The organism is Flavobacterium sp. (assembly GCF_044369455.1).
Classification (GTDB): Bacteria; Bacteroidota; Bacteroidia; order Flavobacteriales; family Flavobacteriaceae; genus Flavobacterium.
The window spans coordinates 1-19,168 of the sequence record NZ_JBIPLW010000059.1; the positions used below are offsets into that span (position 1 = coordinate 1).

The following is a 19,168-nucleotide window of genomic DNA, read 5'->3' on the forward strand; positions in this document are numbered from 1 at the left end:
CGCACTGCACGCCGCTGACAACACGCCTTACCCCGTGGCGAAGTTCTCCGTCGAGCATGCGGTGATCAACGAGGTTTACCCGGCGTGGTCGCCGAAGATGGGTTACAACCACGATTCGGACATCACATTGTTCAAGGGGCGCTATGTGGCAGTATGGAATGCCAACCCGGAGATCGCGAATGAGTCGGAGCCTGGGCAGTTCAACTACCTCGCGGTCAGTGACGATTTTCAAAAGTGGTCGGTGCCGGTGGCGCACTTCACTTCGAATGGTGGCGCGTCCAACCCGGTGGATTCGACGGGCATGTCGTTCCAATGGCAGCCGAACTTCATCAACTTGCGCAACGAGACGCTCTTCTGCGCCTGGTGCGTCACGGGACCAGAGGCGGCCACCTACGTGTCGAAGTCGTCCGACGGGTTGCATTGGGAGAACTACCGCATTCCGGAGCCGCTTCCGAAAAGCTATGATCGCGAAGCCGCACCGAACGCGACACCTTTTCCATCCAACCACGGCTTGCTGACCAAGTCCGGCGCGATGCTCTTCCCGATCTGCCTTGCGCCGGGCGCCACGCCCCAAGGAAAATGGGACGGCAAGCCGCTTCAGGTCTGCGCCTTGATCAGCAAGGATGAAGGAAAGTCATGGCACTACGGTGAACTTACTCCCGTGTTGCCTGTGAAGAAGTTTTTGAAGCCATCGGCGAAGAAGTTGGAAACAACGGAGTTAGTCCAAGTTTGGGAACCGCACTTCTTCGAGCATCCCGACGGGAAGATCGGCTTGTTGATTCGCGTGGCGGAGAAGAATGCTGCAGACGGATTCACCGCCGACCAAATGATCCTCTATGCCGAGAGCAGCGATGGCGGCGTGAATTTCTCGACTCCGCGGACGGTGGACATCGAAACGATTTCCAGCCGGCACCAGAGTTTCAGCATGGCGCGGTCGTCATCCGACCTCATGCTCGTCGCCAATGACTGGCTGCCGGGCTACTCTCGCACGTTGCGCGACCGTCATTTCCTTTCGGCATATTTCAGCCCCGTGTGCGATCCCGATTTGCTCATTCCCGGTCCCGTCATCCAGCAACGCGGCACCACTGGGCATTATCCGAACGGCGAGATCAACAACGGCGAGATGATCATCTCCTACAGCTACGGCGTGAAGCCTCGCGCGATCTATGCGAGCCGCGTCAAGGGCCTACCTGATTTCAAGACACCGTTCTTCTTGCAACGTGAAAGCCGACCCGCTGTCGTGATCAATGACAAGACGCAAGTTGCTTACTTCCCCGAGACCTTCAGTAGCCTTGGATTGGTGCTTACCAAGGAACTGACCGAGCAGAAGCAACTGGCACTCGAGTTCGCGGTGAAACTCATGACCGTGCCGAGTTTCTATCCTGGCCAGTCCAACGATGAAGCCGTCAATGGCATGACGCTGCTGACCATCGGCGCGGTCGATCATCACAACACGCAAATCCGCGTGAGCCGTCCGCTGCCGCCCTATCACATTGAAGTGCTCAAAGGCGATAAATGGGTGAAGCTCACCGAGGTCGGATTGCATGAGACCATCCGCTTCGGCGTCAGCATGTCAGACACGGACTACAGTATACGTTTGAACGACGGGAAACCTTTAACCCTGCCCGGCAAGCTCATGCGCAAGATCAACTTCGGCGGCTTTTACACCGACCCAATCGCCTACCCCTCCGCCGGCACGTTCGAACTCGATTTAAAGTCCGTGCAGGTACGATGAACTCACGAAATAACATAAGAAGCATGAAACCAACCCTCACACTCTTTACCGCCTTACTGCTCGTGCCACCGGCCGCGCTGCAAGCCGCTGAGAAGCCCTTAAGCGATTGGCAACATCTCGTCCGCACCGAAACCTGGACCGAGAAATGGCCGGACGCTTCTGGCAAAGCCGAAACGCGTAACGTCACCGCCGAAGTGTGGACGCAGGCGATGCAAGCGACGCTGAACGCACAGGGAACGCTGCACATTCCGGCGCGAGCTCAACCCTATTACCTCGATAGCCCGCTTGTCGTGAAATCAGGTCAAAAACTCAGCGCTGATCCAACCGCCGAGCTTCGCCTCAAGCCCGGGAGCAACACATGCATGGTGCGCAACGAGCACGTCGTCACCTTGAATACCAAGCCCGTGCCCGCCGATCAGCCGCTCGATATGGACATAACCATCGAAGGCGGCATCTGGACCACGCTCGCCACGACCGAAAAGGAGTGGAACGGAAACCTCCTCGGACGCTCATCGAAGGAGAATCCCGCCTTCGGCACGCACGGGGTTATTTTGCTGCAAAACGTCCGTGGCGTCACGGTGAAGAACATCACCGTGCGCCAGAGCAGGCCCTTCGGGGTGCATCTGGCGAACGCCCATGAATTCACCGTCGAAAACATCACGCTCGAAGAGCACCGCCGGGATGGCGTGCATGTGACCGGCCCCGCCAGTGACGGCGTGATTCGCGGCGTGCGTGGCAATTCCTCCGATGACGATGTGGCGCTGACCGCCTGGGCATGGAAAAACAACGCCCCCAGTTTTGGCCCCATTGAGCGCATCACGGTCGAGGCTGTGACGGGTTGGCCCGAGGACGACCACGAAGGCAATATCGCCATCCGCCTACTGCCAGGGGTGAAACGTTTCGAGGATGGCACTATGCTCGATTGCTCCATCCGGGACATCACCCTGCGCCGCATCACCGACATCCGGCATTTCAAAATCTACGACCAGCCGAACCTCGAACGTGGCCGCGACACCGACTTCAGCATCGGAGTCGGCGCGGTGAAGAATCTCCGCTTCGAAGACCTCACCTTCAATCGCCCCGGCCAGATCGAACTCCACGCGAACACGGACGGACTTTCCATTCACAACGTCCAGGTGAATCATCCCATCACTCCAGACTGGCACCTCCTAGCAATCGGTCCGCCGTCGCAGACCTACAAGCGCGGCGGCCCAACCGCACCGGAGAAATGGTTTGAGATCTTCTCACCGGACCTCGATTGCACTTTGCGCAACGTCAGCATCTCCGGCGTCCATACTCGGGACTCGCAAACAGACTTGCCCATCGAGCAAGTTACCAAAGTCATCGAACAAAAACTCAACCCAGACTACCCCAAGACGACGCCCAAAGGCGGCACAGGTAAAGGTATCTGGATTCGCTGAAACGAAAAGCAACTGAGACACCATCAATGAAACCCATGCTCACACTCCTCACCGTCCTGCTGCTCGCGCCGCTGACCGCACTGCACGCCACGATGCTCCACATGCGAGGGTTCGATCACACACGATTTACATCGCGACTTCGTAGGATGGCCTTTCCAGGCCGTCGTGTCCGGATCATCTGCGACGGCCTGGAAAGGCCGTCCTACCACCTCAGCCGCGACTTCCGGCTTACCGAAGTTTATGAATCCGTGGTGAAGGAGGTTCTGGCATGATTCGATGGATCAGCGCGGCGGCTTACTCACTTTCCCTCATTGCTTTGCCGCAAGACATAGGCGCGAGTGAGCCCCCATCGACAATTTCATCGTTGCTGGAGCAATCGTGTCTTGATTGTCACAGCAAGGAGACGACCGAAGGTGGACTGGACCTCACGGCGTTGTCGTTTGAACTAAACAACCGAGCGGTACGCGAACGCTGGGTGCGGATTCATGACCGCATTGAAAAAGGGGAGATGCCGCCGCAGGCGGATGATCTGCCTGGTGAATCACGGGCTGCGCTAGTTGAATCCCTCTCGCGGGAAATACATGCGGCAGACATGGCTGACGTCAAGGCTCATGGCCGCGGTCCGATTCGCCGCCTGACACGGGGTGAGTATCAAAACAATCTTTGCGAACTGCTGCAAATGCCGCACCTTCAGATCGCAGAATCACTTCCGCCTGATCGCGTGAGTCACGGTTTTGATAAAATCACTGATTCACTGGACATGTCCGACGTGCAAGCAGCCGCTTACCTGAAAACGGCAGAGACCGTTCTGCGTGCAGCCCTTGCTCCCTCTGTGGAACCTCCTTCGAGCCAGACCTACCGCGCCGATGCGCTCACCATGATCCGGCCCAACCAGAACTTTTTCGGTGGTCAGCGGGCCTTTTATCACGCTTTGGAAAACAGGCGTCTCGAACGCGACGAGGCCGGTGAGTTAAGTAAGGATGCGGACCGTCACCAACAGGTGGAGGCTGTCTTCTTCCGCACGTCGTTCCAAGCCACACGTCACCACGTGAAGGGTTTCGCCGCCAAAACCGCTGGGCGCTACCGAGTGCGTTTCTCAGCTCGCGCGGTCAAAGACCGGGGGGATTATAAGCTGGTCGAATCGGATGAACCCGCAGGCTGCAATTTGATCGCCAGCGTGGATCGATTTTTGAATCCGGACAATCGCGTGGCCTCGCGCAACTTTACCGTGGGGGCCAAGCGGGAGGTGTTTGAAGCGGTCGTTGATCTTCTCCCGGGTGAAACGGTCGAACTCAATCCGCTCGGGCTGCCCATTCCACGCCCGACCACCATCAAAATGCCGCCGTTACCCGAGGGTGGTTATCCGGGCATTGCCTATCAGTGGGTCGAAATTGAAGGACCGTTGCGAGACGGCGACTGGCCGCCGCCGTCCCACCGTGTGCTGTTCGGCGAGCTGCCGATCCGCGATGCATCGGAGGGTGGGGACTGGCCAGTGGAGGTCGCGGCGGACAAGCCGAACGAGATCATGCCGGGGCTCGTGACCAGGTTTGCGGGACTGTGCAGTCGCGGCGTGATGCCGGCGGAAGATGTGAAAATCTACATCGACCTTGCCCACGCCGAGTTGGCTGCCGGCAAACCGTTCATGAACGCTGTGCTTGCGGCGTACAAAGGCATTCTCTGCTCTGGCCACTTTCTTTACCTGCGCGAGCCGACGCGCGCGGTTGACCAGTTTGCCATCGCTTCTCGGCTCTCCCATTTCCTGACGGACGGCCCACCGGACAAGCTCCTGCGACAGGCGTCGTTCGATCGCACGTTGCGGCAACGTGAAGTGTTGGTCGATCACACGCGACGAATCATGGCGCATGAAGACTTCGAGCAATTCATCCGGCATTTCACCGACTACTGGCTAGATCTTCGCCACCTGCGACGCGACGCACCCGACGAACGGCTCTATCCGGAGTATCGACTGCATGACTATCTCCATGATTCCATGGCGGACGAAACCCGCGCTTATGTGCGTCATTTGCTTCGAGATAACCGTCCAGTCGGTGAGATGGTGGCGAGCGATTACACCTTTGCCAATGACCAGCTCGCGCGCCACTACGGCCTGCCACCTGTTGCTGACGCGGACGTGCGTCTCGTCCGCCTGCCGTCTGGCAGTCCCTACGGTGGCCTCATGACCCAGGGGTCCGTGCTCAAGGTCACTTCCAACGGCACCACCACCTCCCCCATTCTGCGTGGCGTTTGGGTGTTGGAGCATTTGCTTGGCCATGAAGTTCCGCCGCCTCCGCCCACCGTGCCTGGTATCGAACCCGATGTGCGCGGTGCCAGCACGGTCCGGGAGATCATTGCCAGACACAAGGAGTCCAGCTCCTGCGCATCATGTCATCGAAAGTTTGACCACTACGGTCTCGCATTGGAAAACTTCGACATCATGGGGGCCTGGCGCGACCGTTATCGCGGTCTGGAGGAAGGCGAAGTCATTAAAGGCATCGATCGCACCGGCAACTCTTTCCGCTACACTCTCGCCCGCGCTGTTGATGCCAGCGGCGAGCTGGAAGACGGCCGCACCTTTCGTGATGTGCGTGAGTTAAAGGCCATCCTGCTGGAAGACCCACGTCAGCTCGCGCGCAATTTCGTTCATCAACTGCTCGCCTACACCACCGGCGTGCCCGTTCGTTTTTCGGATCGGCGCGAGATCGAAGCCATCCTCGATTCCTGCGCCCCGGACGGCTACTTGTGCCGCGACTTGCTGGAGGAGCTGGTCTGTAGCCGCCTCTTTCTCGGTGAACTCGGATTGCAAGCTCAACCATGACTTTCGTCTTCATAACCCTTATTTGAATCCGTACAAAAAATGAAAAACATCCACATCTCCACTCGGAAGCCGCTGAGCCGCCGCGCGATGCTGAAAGGTCTGGGCGTCTCACTATCCCTGCCCGCACTGGAGGCGATGTCGCCGGTGTACGGTGCCACCGCACCTGTCTCGCCGAAGCGTATGTTGTTGGTCTGTTATAACCTCGGCTTTATCCCTGAAGCATTCTTTCCGAAGGAGGTGGGGAAAAATTACAGTCCATCGCCTTACTTGGAAGCGCTGCAACCTTGGCGAGATCAGCTCACCGTGTTTAGCGGTCTTTCCCACCCCGGCGTTGGCGGAGGGCATCCCACCGACAACTGCTTCTTGTCCGGCGCGCGCGCCCCGGGGTCCAGCGGTTTCAAGAACAGTATTTCCCTGGATCTTTACGCTGCCGAGTTGTTGGGGCGGCCTACCCGCTTTCCGAATCTATCTCTCGGCGTCAATGTCGACCCTGCGCAACGCAGCCTGACCTGGACACGCAGCGGTGCCATGATACCAGCCGCGCAGCAACCCTCCGAGATCTATCGCAGTCTTTTCCTGACAGGCTCTGAAGCCGAGATGGAGCGTCAGATCGAGAAACTCCGGCAGGATGGCAGCGTGCTGGATGCAGTCAACGAGCAACTCAAACGCTTTGGCTCGCGTCTGAGCCGGTCGGATCAGGATCGGCTCGACCACTACACCACCTCGATTCGCGAGGTAGAGAAGCGACTCGTCGCCGATGAAGAGTGGGAACGCAAAGGCAAACCGGCAACGACCACTCCCATACCACCTGAGATCAACCTTGGTGCGCGGCAGAAAATGCTCAACCACACGGATCTGATGTTTGACATGATTCGACTAGCCTTTGAAACCGACAGCACCCGTATCGTGTCGCTCATGATCGATGAGTTCAACACTCCGGCTCTGGAACTCGAGAAGGACTCTACCGACACCGGTTTCCACAACATCACTCACCACGGCCAGGCCGAAGCCAAGCTCAACCAATGGAGCAAGATCGACAGCGCCAAAATACAACAGCTTTCGAGACTGTTCGAAACTTTTTCCAAGACCTCGGGCGGCAGCGGTTCCCTGCTCGATAACACGATGATCCTTTGCGGTAGCAACATGGGGGACGCGAATACGCACGACAACACCAACTTGCCCATCCTTCTCGCTGGCGGCGGCCTCAAGCACGGCCAGCACCTCGCCTTCAACCGCGACAACAACAAACCGCTCTGCAATCTCTTCGTCACCATGCTCCAGCAACTCGGTATTGAAGCAGACACGTTCGGCAGCAGCACGGGCACATTGAACGAGTTGAATTCATGAGACGATTGACATCGTGATTTCGTAGGATGGCCTTTCCAGGCCGTCGTGTCCGGATCATCTGCGACGGCCTGGAAAGGCCGTCCCACCACCTCAGCCGCGACGCCAGCGAACTCAGCGCAACCTTCTTCACATAGCAGAAACAGATGCACAAGCCAATGTGAGCGGCGGCGCGACCAAACCCGAAGCCAAGCATACCAAGACTCGCACAATCCTTTTCGAAGCAAGACCATTCCATGGCAGAGACACCCGCAACACGCATTCGCTATCGCGTTGTCGGCTTTATGCTGGCGCTTGCGGCGATCACGTATCTCGACCGCGCGTGCTTGGCGACTCTGTCGCCGGAAATCCGGCGCGATCTTGGACTTGATAAAGACCAGATGAGTTGGATCTTCAGCGCGTTTGCGGTCGCCTATGCCGCGTTCGAGATTCCGACAGCGTGTTGGGCGGATCGAATTGGGACTCGGCTTGTTCTAACGCGGATCGTAACGTGGTGGTCGGTCTTTACGATGCTTACGGCTGCGAGTTGGAACTTCACATCGTTGCTTGTCATTCGCTTTCTCTTTGGAGCGGGTGAAGCCGGAGCTTGGCCGGGCGTCGGTCGGACGTTCTCGCGTTGGATTCCACGCTTGGAGAGAGGCAAAATTCAGGGCATCTTCTTCGCCGCCGCGCATCTCGCCGGCGGACTGACGCCGATCATCGTCTTGCCGTTGATGAACACTGTCGGCTGGCGATGGGTGCTCGTGATCTGCGGAGTACCAGGCATCGTGTGGGCAATGGCGTGGTATCGCTGGTTCAGCGATGAACCCGAGGAACATCCCGCAGTGAATGCGGCCGAACGAAACTTGATCCTATCCGGTCGCGACAACAGCGCCGGTCATCATGCCGGTTGGGCTTATTGGAAGCGGCTCTTCGGTCATCGCAACACTCTGCCACTTTGCCTTATGTATTTTCCGAACAGTTTCGCATTCTACTTTTGCATCACGTGGCTCCCCGACTATCTGAAGGAGCAACATGGCTTCGACTCGATGCAACTCGGCTTCTTCGTAGGGTTGCCACTGATTCTGAGCGTCGCCGCCGATCTGTGCGGCGGGATCTCGACTGACTTCGTCACACGACACTTCGGTTTGCGTTTCGGTCGAGCAGGAGTCGGGGCACTCGCCTATTTCGTCGCGGGCGGAGCAATGTTGTTTTCGACAACGACTTCGCATCCAACGCTAGCAGCATGGTGCGTCGCGATCTCGGTGGCCGCAAGTATGTTCACACTTGCAGCGGCTTGGGGAACGGTGATGGACATCGGTGGCAATCACACGGGAGTCGTCGGAGCGGCGATGAACACCTCGGGACAGATTGGCAGCATCATCAGTCCGTTGTTGGTCACCTGGTTGCAGAAACGCTATGACTGGAACGCACCATTGCTTTGCATTGGCGGTTTGTTTTTGATGGGCGCCGTTGCGTGGCTGTTCATCAATCCGAACAAGAAAATTTTTGAATAGGCATCGACTCATGAAACACGCACTCATACTTATCTCCGCTCTGCTGCTCACGCCGATAGCTGCGCTACACGCCGCGCCATCCCCAGACTCTCACATCGTCATCGCCAGCGAGGCTGGTGCGAAGCTCGACAGTGACGTCACCAAAGGCGGCGGCACCGATGACACGGCTCTAATCCAGAGTATTCTCGACCGGGCACCGAAGCTCGGTTCGCTGAAGCTCGTCGCGGATGGCGCGATCCTCGTGAAGGGACTCAAGGTTCACTCCAATACCACCATCGAGTGCGTCACGAGCGATTGCGGCTTCTTTCTCGCGGATCACGCGGACCAGCCGATCATCCGCAACGCCGATCCCTCGGCCACAGAGCGCAAGAACCGCAACATCACCTTCCTCGGCGGCACCTACAACGGAAACTCCGCCAAGCAGACCCACATCACGCTGAGTTCGAAGCTGCCACCGGGGAAGAACTGGACCGTCGCTTTCGCCATGTATGGCGTGGAGCAGGTCACGATGCGCGATGTGACGATTGTGGACATGACCACTCTCGCCGTGCAGTTCTCGAACTGGCGGCGCGTCACCTGCGAGAACGTCTTCATCCACCTCAGCCAAAAGCCCGAGCCGCTCCAGTGCGGCATTCAGTTCCAAGGACCGGGCCAGTTTCTCTCCATGCGAAACATCCACGGCAATCCCGGCGATGACATCATCGCGCTCAACGCCGACGATTACAATTGCGACTGGAACAAGCAGGGCGAGTTCAAGGGCAACGACATTTTCGGCCCCAACGTCAGCTTTGGTCCCATCAGCGATGTGGACATCGACGGCGTGTTCATTGACGGCGGGCACAATGGCATCCGCATTCTCTCCCGCGTCTCGCGAGTTGATCGCGTCTCCATCCGTAACGTGCAGGGGACCTTCACCAAGTATGGCTTCTTCATCTCACCAGCCTGGAGGCCCGGCGGCAACCTGGGGAACATCACTTTTGAGAACATCGACTTGCGCCCGCTCGAGCCCGACTTCGGGCCGCTCCCCTTCGTCTTTCTGATCCAAGGCAACATCGAGCAACTTACGCTGCGCAACATCCGCAGCCACTTGCCCGTCGACAGTCGGCCCGTGGTCTGGGTGCAGCCAAGTTCCGACATCGGCGTGCTGCGCGTAGACGGGATGAGCCTTTACCAGAAGGACCCGCATTCCGCCAAGACGCCCGCAATTCAAGTCGATGGGCACATTGACCTGCTCTCCGTCAACAACGTGACTCTCTCACGGCCTGCGGAAATGCCGATCGAAGGCTCGCTAGTCCGCACCGATCCCGACCGGACGAAGCTGAAGCAATACTACAAGATCGGACGCAGCGTCCTCAACAGCCTCTATCCCTGGGCCGTCAATGGTCGTGGCTGGCCGGAAGCCTTCGAGAGCCTCGAACGCAAGCCGCAGATCAATCGCCTCCATCTCTCGAACATCAGTGTCAACCGAATCAAGAGTGTCCTACAGCACGACACCGGCGACATCGGCCACCTCCAATTCGACAACGTCATGACCACCGATGTGCCGAATCCGATCTCGGTCGGTGGCGATGCGAAGATCGGCGAGATTTCCTCCACGACGAAAAGCGAGAAATAGACCATGAAACTCACCCTCACACTCCTCACCGCTGTGCTGCTCGCGCCGCTGGCCGCGCTGCACTCTGCCGATGCGCCAAAGTCCGCCGCAAAACCCAACCTCGTCATTATCTTCACCGACGACATGGGCTATGCCGACATCGGCGCCTACGGCTGCAAGGACATCCCCACACCCCATCTCGACCGGCTCGCCGCCGAGGGAACCAGGTTCACCAGCGCCTACACCGTCGCGCCCATTTGCGTGCCTTCGCGCATGGGCCTCATGAGCGGGAAATTTCCAACCCGCTTTGGTGTGTTCAACAACGTGTATACGCCGGAGGAATGCCAGCTCTGGATGCAGCAGACCACGCTGGCCGACGTGCTCAAGGCGAGTGGCTATCGCACCGCCAACGTCGGAAAATGGCATCTCAGCGGCAACAGCAGCGGGCACAGCGGCGATGACCTCGGCGGCTTCCTCTTCAAGCCGCCGCACGAGCGCGGCTTCGACGAGTTCGTCGGGATCACCGGCGGCATGCACACCTTTTGGAAAGGCACCGGACTCGCCCGTTTCAAAGACGGCAAGTATCAGCGCTTCGACTCGCCCGACTATCTCACCGACTTCTTCGGCACCGAAGCCTGCGAGTTCATCCAGCGGCAGAAAGACGGTCCCTTCTTCCTCTACCTCGCCTTCAACGCGCCGCACGCGCCGCTACATAGCCTCGACGAAGACCAGGCCGCCATCGAAGCCTGGTATGTCAGCCCCGACCGCCGCAAATACGCCGCGATGGTCCGCGCCATTGACCGCAACGTCGGCCGCGTGATGGACAAGCTGCAAGAACTCGGCCTCGCGGACAACACCCTCATCGTCTTTACCAACGACAACGGCGGCGGCGGCAACAATGCCGCCATGCACACCCGTAACACCGCCATCAATATCCCATACCGCGGCCACAAGTTCGACGTCTTGGAAGGCGGCGTGCGGGTGCCTTTCATTATGAGATGGCCCAGTCAGTTGCCCGCCGGCCAAACCTTTGATGGCATCGTCAGCACGGTGGATGTGTTCCCGACCTTTGCCAAAGTCGCCAACGCCTCTGTGCCCGGCAACCTCGACGGCGTGGATCTCATGCCATACATCAAGGGCGAAAAGGCCGGCCACCCGCACGAAAACCTCTGCTGGCAGCAGCGAGTCTGGGTCAGACCCAACGAACGCAAACCCGGCGGCCCCGGCTACCCAGCGCTTTTTTACAACCTCGCCATCCGCAGCGGTAAATGGAAAGCCATCAAGCTCGACCAACCCTTCGACGGCACCGACGACTCCCCCGCCCAGGAACTCTACCCCAACAATGTTTACCCCAGCCAAGCCAGCGTCGATAAAATACGTCCCGAAGATGCCCGCCCTTGGGAACTCTACGACCTGAGTCGCGACCCCGCCGAACTGAACGACCTCGCCACCGAGTTCCCTGAAAAGGTCAAGGAACTCAGCACAGCCTTCTTCGCCTGGCAGAAACAGATGCCCAAACCCGTGCCTCCGCCCGCCGCGACCAAAACCGAAACCAAGCAGAAATAGACCAAGCCATGAAATACATTCTCATTAACATTGCCGCCCTACTGCTCGCACCGCTGGCGCTGCACGCCGCACCTTCCCAAGACTCCCGCATCATCGTCGCCAGCGAGGCGGGGGCGAAGCTCGACAGCGATGTCACCAAAGGCGGCGGCACGGACGACACGGCGCTCATCCAGGGCATCCTCGATCGTGTGCCGGAACTCGGATCGCTGAAATTCATCGTGGACGGACCGATCCTTGTCACGGGACTCAAGGTTCACTCCAACACGACGATCGAGTGTTTGAATCGAGCCTGTGGTTTCTATCTCGCGGACAACTCGAATCGTCCGCTTATCGCCAATGCCACGCCGCAGCCGGAAGGGCGGGCGGATCACAATCTATCGTTTCTCGGCGGCACTTATAACGGCAACGCGGAGCACCAGGAACATTCTACGAAGGAACACGGCTGGACGACTGCCTTCGCGCTGCATGGCGTGGAACAGGTGCTGTTTCGCGATCTCTCGATCACCAACTCGCGCACCTTTGCGGTGTATCTCACGAACTGGCGGCGTGTGGTGTTTGAGAACATCTACATCAACCTTGACCACATCCCGAAGCAGTCGAATCAGGACGGCATCCATGTGCAGGGACCGGGCGAGTTCCTGAGCATTCGCAATGTTCAGGGCCGCGCTTGGGATGACATGATCGCGTTGAACATCGACGACCTGGGATCTGACTGGACCAGCGAAGGAAAGTTCGTCCGCACCCCCGGCAAGCTGTTCCCGCCCTACTCCGGTAACGGCGCGGTCACCGACGTGGATATTGACGGCGTGCAGGTGGACGACTGCGCCCAGGTCATCCGCATCCTCTCCCGTGCTTCCCGGTTGGATCGCGTTTCCATCCGCAACGTGAAGGGCACTTACCGTGACTTCGGCGTCTGGATCACGCCCTATCTGCGCGAAGGCGGCAACATCGGGCGGCTGGAGTTTGAGAACATCGACCTGCGTCCCGTCGGACCGCGCGCCTACGATTATGTGCCGGCCTTCCTTTTCTGGTTCGCGGGCAAGATGGAGCAGGTGACGCTCAAGAATATCAGCAGCCACGCGCCCATCGACGACCGCCCGCTCGTGTGGATCCAGCCGGATGCGAAGATTGACCGTCTGCTCATCGATGGCTTGAACGTATATGATCCGCGCAAGGGAATCGGCCACGCGCCGCTCATCCGCGCCGATGGCCGCATCGCGTTGTTGCAAGTGCGCGATGTCGTGGTTCAAAGACCCAACACCACCTCCCCAGCCGGTTCCTTGATCGCCACCTCCATGGATCGCTCCGCGCTGAAAGCCTTCATGGATGCACGGGCTGGCATCGTGACACCTCCCGGCAAAGGCCGCCGTGGTTGGCCTGAGGGTGTCGGCTACCTCACTTCGACGCCGCAGATTCAGCGTCTACAGATCACCGATGTCGTTGCTGAAGGCCTGGAGCACGTCCTCGATCATCAAGCCGGAACCATCGAAGCCCTTGACCTCCGTGACCTCTCGATTCCCGCCACGACGAACGCTGTTCATCAAGGTGGCGAGGCGAAGATTACCAAAACCCAAGGAGCATCCGTGAAATGAAAATGCTGATCATGAAACCCACCCTCACCCTCTTCACCGCCCTGCTGCTCGCGCCTTTCGCCGCGCTGCACGCTGCCGATGCTCCGAAGCCAATACCCAACATCGTCGTGATTCTGGCAGACGATCTTGGCTACGGTGACATGGGCTGTTACGGCGCGACGAAAGTGAAGACGCCGAACATCGACCGGCTCGCTAGCGCTGGAATGCGATTCACAGATGCACACTCGCCTTCGGCTGTGTGTTCGCCGACCCGCTATGGTTTGCTCATGGGACGCTATGCCTGGCGCACGCGACTGAAGTCAGGAGTGTGTCAGCCAAATGACGGGTTGCTTATCGAACCGGGACGAACCACACTGGCTTCCCTGCTCAAGAACCAGGGCTACGCGACCGCGGTCGTGGGCAAATGGCACCTCGGTTTTGGCGACCCGAGGCCCGACTGGAATGGGGAACTCAAGCCGGGCCCGCTGGAGATCGGTTTCGATTACTATTTCGGAATTCCCGTGGTGAACATGTGGCAGCCAGTGGTCTTTGTCGAGAACCACCATGTCGTTGGCCTCGATCGGTCGGATCCTATCACTGACGTTCAACACTACAGCATAAAGGGCGGAACGGCGGCCCGCATCCCACTGGAGCACATTGATGTTCCTCAATCCGAGAAGGCTGTCGCCTGGATCGAATCGGTGCCAAAAACAACGCCGCTGTTTCTCTACTTCGCGACAAGCACCATCCACGAGCCGTGCATTCCGCACCCGCGGTTCAAGGACACGAGCGAGTGCGGTCCGCGAGGTGATTGCATCCAGGAGCATGACTGGTGCGTTGGGCAAATCCTGGACGCCTTGGAGCGGACGGGGCGAGCGTCAAATACGCTGGTGTTATATTCCAGCGACAATGGCGGTGTGCCGCCTTACGTGAATGGTAAGGCAGGCGCGCTACGCAAGGGCGACCACAGCCCCAACGGGGATCTACGCGGAAAAAAGTGGGAGCTCTGGGAAGGAGGACACCGGGTGCCGCTAATCGTCCGTTGGCCGGGTCACACCCCTGCGGGCACGGCGTCTGGCGAGCTGGTCTGCCTGACCGACGTGCTGGCGACGTGTGCTGAACTTGTCCGAGTGCCGTTGCCCAGGGATGCCGGCGAAGACAGTTTTAGCTTTCTGCCCGTCATTCTTGGCGAGCAGCGCACGTTGCCGCGCGGGCCATTGATAATGCATAGTCTAAAGGGTGCATTTGCACTTCGAGATGGGCCATGGAAACTCATCGCCGGTTTGGGCGGTGATGACAAGGTTCCCGCACCATCCGCCGCCGAACCGACAGGCCAGCTTTATAACCTCGGCGATGACCTTGAAGAAGCAAAGGACCTTTACACTCAAAAGCCGGAGGTCGTCGCACGGTTGTCGGCCCTGTTGCAGAAGATTCGCAACGACGGCCGCAGTCGCCCCTAAAGCACGATCAATCACCATGAAACACACCCTCACCCTCATCACCGTCCTGCTGCTCGCGCCGCTGGCCGCGCTGCACTCTGCCGATGCGCCAAAGCCTGCGAACAAACCGAACGTCATCGTGATCCTCGCCGACGATCTCGGCTGGGCCGACCTCTCTTGCTACGGCAGCACCTTTCACGAGTCGCCAAATCTCGACAAACTCGCCGCGCAGGGAATGCGCTTCACGCAGGCGTATTCGAGCAGCCCGTATTGCTCGCCTTCACGTGCGGCCATCATGACCGGGCGGTATCCGGCGCGGCTGAAGATCACCGACTACATTCCCAGCAACGGCAGAAGCGGCAAACTGCTGCCTGCGGAGATGAAGATGGAGCTTCCGCTGGAGGAAGTAACCATCGCCGAGCTATTGCGCGATGCAGGTTATGCGACGTGGCATGTCGGGAAGTGGCATCTCGGCCAGGAACCGTTCATGCCGCAGAATCAGGGCTTTGACATCAACATCGCCGGCAACCACAGCGGAGCACCCGCCAGCTATTTCTGGCCTTACGGGCACGATGACCCCAAGAAGGCAAAAGCCTACCACGGCAGCCCCGTGCCGGGCCTCGTGGAAGGTGGACGAAAGGATGAGCATCTCTGCGATCGCCTCACCAGCGAGGCGATCAAGCTCATCGAGCAACGCAAAGCCGCTCAGCCCTTCTTCCTCTACCTGCCTTTCTACGATGTGCACACGCCCATCATGGCCAAGGCGAATCTGATCGAAAAATACCGCGCCAAGGCCAGACGCATGGGCATTCCGGAAAAGGCCGAATACATCCAGGAAGGCACCGCAGCCCGCGGCACGTCCGTGGGGCAAAATATCGGCGACCGCGCGAAAGGTCAGACTATCGGCATGACGCGCGTCCGGCAAAACGACCCCGTGTATGCCGCGATGATCGAGACGATGGATGACAATGTCGGCCACCTCATGGCGAAGCTCGGCGAACTCGGCATCGCCGACGACACGCTCGTCTTGTTCACGAGTGACAATGGCGGTCACCACATCACGTCCAACGCACCTCTGCGCAGTTGCAAGGGCTGGCTCTACGAAGGTGGCGTGCGCGAGCCATGGATCGTCAAATGGCCCGGCGTGACCAAGCCCGGTAGCGTCTGCGATGTGCCGGTGATGAACACCGACATCCTGCCCACCGTGCTGGAAGCCTGCGGATTGCCAGCAAAGCCAGCGCTGCACAAGGATGGCGTCAGCTTCGCCCCGCTCCTCCGTGGCGACACCAAACCGGTGCATGACGCGTTGTTCTGGCATTTCCCGCACTATGGCAATCACGGCAGCGGTCCGTGCAGCAGTGTGCGTGTCGGCGATTGGAAACTCATCCACTGGATCGAGGACGACAGCGTCGAGTTGTTCAACGTCGTCAACGATCTCAGCGAAAAGACCGACCTCGCCGCCCAGCAACCTGATCGGGTGAAAGACCTCCGCGCCCGCCTCAATGCCTGGCGCAAAGAAACCAATGCGAACATGCCGAGACCGAAGAAATGAAACACACCCTCCCCCTACTCACCGCCCTGCTGCTCGCACCCCTGGCCGCGTTACACGCTGCCGACGTCTCGAAGCCAAAGCCCAACATCATCTTTATCCTCGCCGACGATTTGGGCTATGGCGACCTGGGCTGTTATGGGGCCACCAAAGTGAAGACCCCGAATATCGACCGGCTGGCCCATGAGGGGATGCGATTCACGGATGCTCATTCGCCTGCGTCCGTCTGCACGCCGAGCCGCTACAACCTGATGACGGGCCGCTACTGCTGGCGCACATGGGCAGATCACGGGACGGTCTGGGCGAATGATCCGCTGCTCATTGAGCATGGTCGGCTGACGCTTGCGTCGTTGCTCAAAGGCGCGGGCTATTTCACCGGCTGCGTGGGCAAGTGGCATCTCGGCTTTGGCCGGCCAGGCACGCCGGGCTGGGACGACATGCTGGGGCCGGATTTCAATGGCGAACTGAAGCCGGGCCCGTTGGAGGTCGGCTTCGACTATTTCTATGGTATGCCTGGGGTGGGCCAGATTCCAAACATCTTCATCGAAAATCGGCGCGTCGTTGGACTCGATCCGAATGATCCCATTCGTTTCATCAACGACCCGCGCCCGGAGTATCAGGTGAACTATCTCCAGCGTCCTCGGACCGCACCCACAAATCTGCAAATGGCCAGCGGCAAAAGCGCCAATTATGTATTCGAGGACGCAGCGCTGCGCCTCACTGAAAAAGCCGTGGCGTTCATCGAGCAGCATCGCGAAGAGCCGTTCTTCCTCTACCTCGCGCATCGCAACATTCACAACCCCAAGAAGCCCAACGCACGCTTCGCGGGGACGAGCGAGATCGGAGTCTATGGCGACTTCATCCACGAACTGGACTGGTCGGTGGGGGAAGTGCTTGCCGCGCTCGAGCAGCTGAAACTGGCGGAGAACACGCTCGTCTTCTTCTCAAGCGACAATGGCGGTGTGAAAGCGTATGAGCGCATCAACCACGCGGAAATCGAAGGTCATCGAATCAACGGTCCGCTCCGGGGGCAAAAGACCGAGGTTTACGAAGGCGGCCATCGCGTGCCTTTCCTGGCACGCTGGCCCGGCCACGTGAAAGCAGGCAGCGAGAGCCGCCAACTCATCGCCCTCAACGATGTGCTCGCCACTTGTGCCGATCTTCTCCGCGTTCCGATTCCGCGCGATGCCGCCGAGGACAGCTTCAGTTTCATGCCCGCGCTGTTGGGCAAGCCCGAAGCGAAAGACCTGCGGCAAAGTCTTGTGAACGACAGCATGATGGGCTGGTTCTCGATTCGAGAAGGACAGTGGAAGCTCATCGTCGGTCAGGACGGTGGCGGTTTCTATTCGAAACAAGACCCGCTGCCTCCCGCCGCTGAATCAGCCGGTCAACTCTACAACCTTGACGATGATCTTGGTGAAACGAAGAACCTCTACAATGAGAATCCGGAACGCGTTGCTCGGCTCACTGCGTTGCTCGCAAAGCTCCGGAACGATGGCCGCAGCCGCCCGTGATCAAGTCCACTTATCAAACCCCAACAACCACCTTCAAAATGAATCCACTAACCATGAAAACCACGCGTACCATAAGAATCTGGATGGCAGCCTTAACCGTTACCGGAAGCGCTCTACTCGCTGCGGAGCCGCCCGCCGGGAATGCCACCAACCAGCCCATGCCCCAAGGTGCAAAAAACGTCGTTGTCTTCAGCGAGCCGGGTTCGTTTGCAGGCTGGCCTGCCAACAACGGCGTTTGGACATGGAACGATGGAAAAGAAATCCTGGTTGGCTTCACCAAAGGACCGTTTGTGGAACAAGAGGGCCACAACATCGGAAAAACGGACCGCAAAAACCTGCTGGCACGAAGCACCGACGGTGGAATGACATGGGCCACGGAAGAACCGTCCAATTTTGTTGGGAATAGCGGTCAGCCCGCCGCTTCGCCGGGAGAGATCCATTTTGAAGCCCCAGGTTTCGCGATGAAGGTGATGGCCAATGGTTATCATGGGCACACTGACAAGGTGGGATCTTTCTTTGTGTCGGACGACAAGGGCAAGAACTGGCGTGGCCCTTATCGGTTCAACGGTCTGATGGAAGATCCGAATCTTATCGGCACGGAATGCACCTCCCGCACCGGCTATCTGGTGACCGGTCCCGAATCCTGTTTGATCTTCATGGCCGCCCGCCCCAAGGATTTCAAAAAGGTGAGGGGGCAAGCAACCGGCACGATCGATGGCGGCAAACCGTCCCAGTGGGTGGCTCCGTGGGACAAATCCTACGTTGCGGAAACCACCGATGGCGGGAAGACCTTCCACTTTGTCTCCTGGATCGCGCCGCTAAGCGGTACATTCCGCGCCGTCATGCCTGCGGTATGCCGTCTGAAGGATGGTTCCATCGTCGCGACTGTCCGTGCCAACCGGGTCGAACGGGACGCCAAGGGCGAGGGTTTCATGGCCGGACACGTGGATGCTTATGGTTCTGCAGATAACGGAAAAACCTGGAGCTACTTGAGTCGCGTCGGAGAAACCGGCGGCAAGGAGCAGAATGGAAATCCTCCGGCCTTGGCTGCGCTCAAAGACGGCAGGATCGCCTGTGCCTATGGCGACCGGAGGACGGCAAAGATCAAGGCGCGGATCAGTTCC

At 58.9% G+C, this 19,168-nt stretch carries 12 protein-coding genes; all 12 read left to right on the plus strand.

The genetic code is table 11. The features are described from left to right. Positions 1–1,735 (plus strand): sialidase family protein (locus ACIQ2L_RS13985; RefSeq protein ID WP_396159897.1); only part of this gene is annotated, 1,735 nt, incomplete at its 5' end. 23 nt (positions 1,736–1,758) lie between these two features. Further along, positions 1,759–3,156, plus strand: a complete 1,398-nt coding sequence (locus tag ACIQ2L_RS13990; RefSeq protein ID WP_396159899.1) for a hypothetical protein — start codon at positions 1,759–1,761, stop codon at positions 3,154–3,156. 268 nt (positions 3,157–3,424) lie between these two features. Further along, positions 3,425–5,971, plus strand: a complete 2,547-nt coding sequence (locus ACIQ2L_RS13995; RefSeq protein WP_396159901.1) for a DUF1588 domain-containing protein — start codon at positions 3,425–3,427, stop codon at positions 5,969–5,971. A gap of 39 nt (positions 5,972–6,010) precedes the next feature. Beyond that, a complete protein-coding gene (locus tag ACIQ2L_RS14000; RefSeq protein ID WP_396159903.1) occupies positions 6,011–7,318 on the plus strand; it encodes a DUF1552 domain-containing protein in 1,308 nt (435 codons plus the stop codon). A 233-nt stretch (positions 7,319–7,551) separates the two neighbouring features. Next, entirely contained in the window at positions 7,552–8,811 is a 1,260-nt protein-coding gene (locus tag ACIQ2L_RS14005) for an MFS transporter (protein WP_396159905.1), read from the plus strand. Between the two features lie 10 nt (positions 8,812–8,821). Further along, the gene (locus tag ACIQ2L_RS14010; RefSeq protein WP_396159907.1) at positions 8,822–10,426 is read left to right on the plus strand and encodes a hypothetical protein; all 1,605 of its coding nucleotides are present in this window, start codon (positions 8,822–8,824) and stop codon (positions 10,424–10,426) included. A 3-nt stretch (positions 10,427–10,429) separates the two neighbouring features. Then, positions 10,430–11,971, plus strand: coding sequence for a sulfatase (locus tag ACIQ2L_RS14015; protein ID WP_396159909.1), 1,542 nt, complete (start codon positions 10,430–10,432; stop codon positions 11,969–11,971). A gap of 8 nt (positions 11,972–11,979) precedes the next feature. Beyond that, positions 11,980–13,563, plus strand: coding sequence for a hypothetical protein (locus ACIQ2L_RS14020; RefSeq protein WP_396159911.1), 1,584 nt, complete (start codon positions 11,980–11,982; stop codon positions 13,561–13,563). A gap of 11 nt (positions 13,564–13,574) precedes the next feature. After that, positions 13,575–15,002 (plus strand): arylsulfatase, encoded by a 1,428-nt coding sequence (locus ACIQ2L_RS14025; protein WP_396159913.1) that lies wholly within the window; start codon positions 13,575–13,577, stop codon positions 15,000–15,002. Between the two features lie 16 nt (positions 15,003–15,018). After that, positions 15,019–16,533, plus strand: a complete 1,515-nt coding sequence (locus ACIQ2L_RS14030) for a sulfatase (RefSeq protein ID WP_396159915.1) — start codon at positions 15,019–15,021, stop codon at positions 16,531–16,533. After that, entirely contained in the window at positions 16,530–18,044 is a 1,515-nt protein-coding gene (locus ACIQ2L_RS14035; protein ID WP_396159917.1) for an arylsulfatase, read from the plus strand. Before ACIQ2L_RS14030 ends, ACIQ2L_RS14035 begins: the two co-directional genes overlap by 4 nt. A gap of 53 nt (positions 18,045–18,097) precedes the next feature. Beyond that, positions 18,098–19,168 (plus strand): sialidase family protein (locus ACIQ2L_RS14040; RefSeq protein WP_396159919.1); only part of this gene is annotated, 1,071 nt, incomplete at its 3' end.

Bases quoted from the DNA above. Each gene is read 5' to 3' on its own strand.
- ACIQ2L_RS14035 (WP_396159917.1), top strand. From the start codon at position 16,530: ATGAAACACACCCTCCCCCTACTCACCGCCCTGCTGCTCGCACCCCTG.
- ACIQ2L_RS13990 (WP_396159899.1), top strand. From the start codon at position 1,759: ATGAAACCAACCCTCACACTCTTTACCGCCTTACTGCTCGTGCCACCG.
- ACIQ2L_RS14000 (WP_396159903.1), top strand. From the start codon at position 6,011: ATGAAAAACATCCACATCTCCACTCGGAAGCCGCTGAGCCGCCGCGCG.
- ACIQ2L_RS13995 (WP_396159901.1), top strand. From the start codon at position 3,425: ATGATTCGATGGATCAGCGCGGCGGCTTACTCACTTTCCCTCATTGCT.
- ACIQ2L_RS14015 (WP_396159909.1), top strand. From the start codon at position 10,430: ATGAAACTCACCCTCACACTCCTCACCGCTGTGCTGCTCGCGCCGCTG.
- ACIQ2L_RS14020 (WP_396159911.1), top strand. From the start codon at position 11,980: ATGAAATACATTCTCATTAACATTGCCGCCCTACTGCTCGCACCGCTG.
- ACIQ2L_RS14005 (WP_396159905.1), top strand. From the start codon at position 7,552: ATGGCAGAGACACCCGCAACACGCATTCGCTATCGCGTTGTCGGCTTT.
- ACIQ2L_RS14030 (WP_396159915.1), top strand. From the start codon at position 15,019: ATGAAACACACCCTCACCCTCATCACCGTCCTGCTGCTCGCGCCGCTG.
- ACIQ2L_RS14010 (WP_396159907.1), top strand. From the start codon at position 8,822: ATGAAACACGCACTCATACTTATCTCCGCTCTGCTGCTCACGCCGATA.
- ACIQ2L_RS14025 (WP_396159913.1), top strand. From the start codon at position 13,575: ATGAAACCCACCCTCACCCTCTTCACCGCCCTGCTGCTCGCGCCTTTC.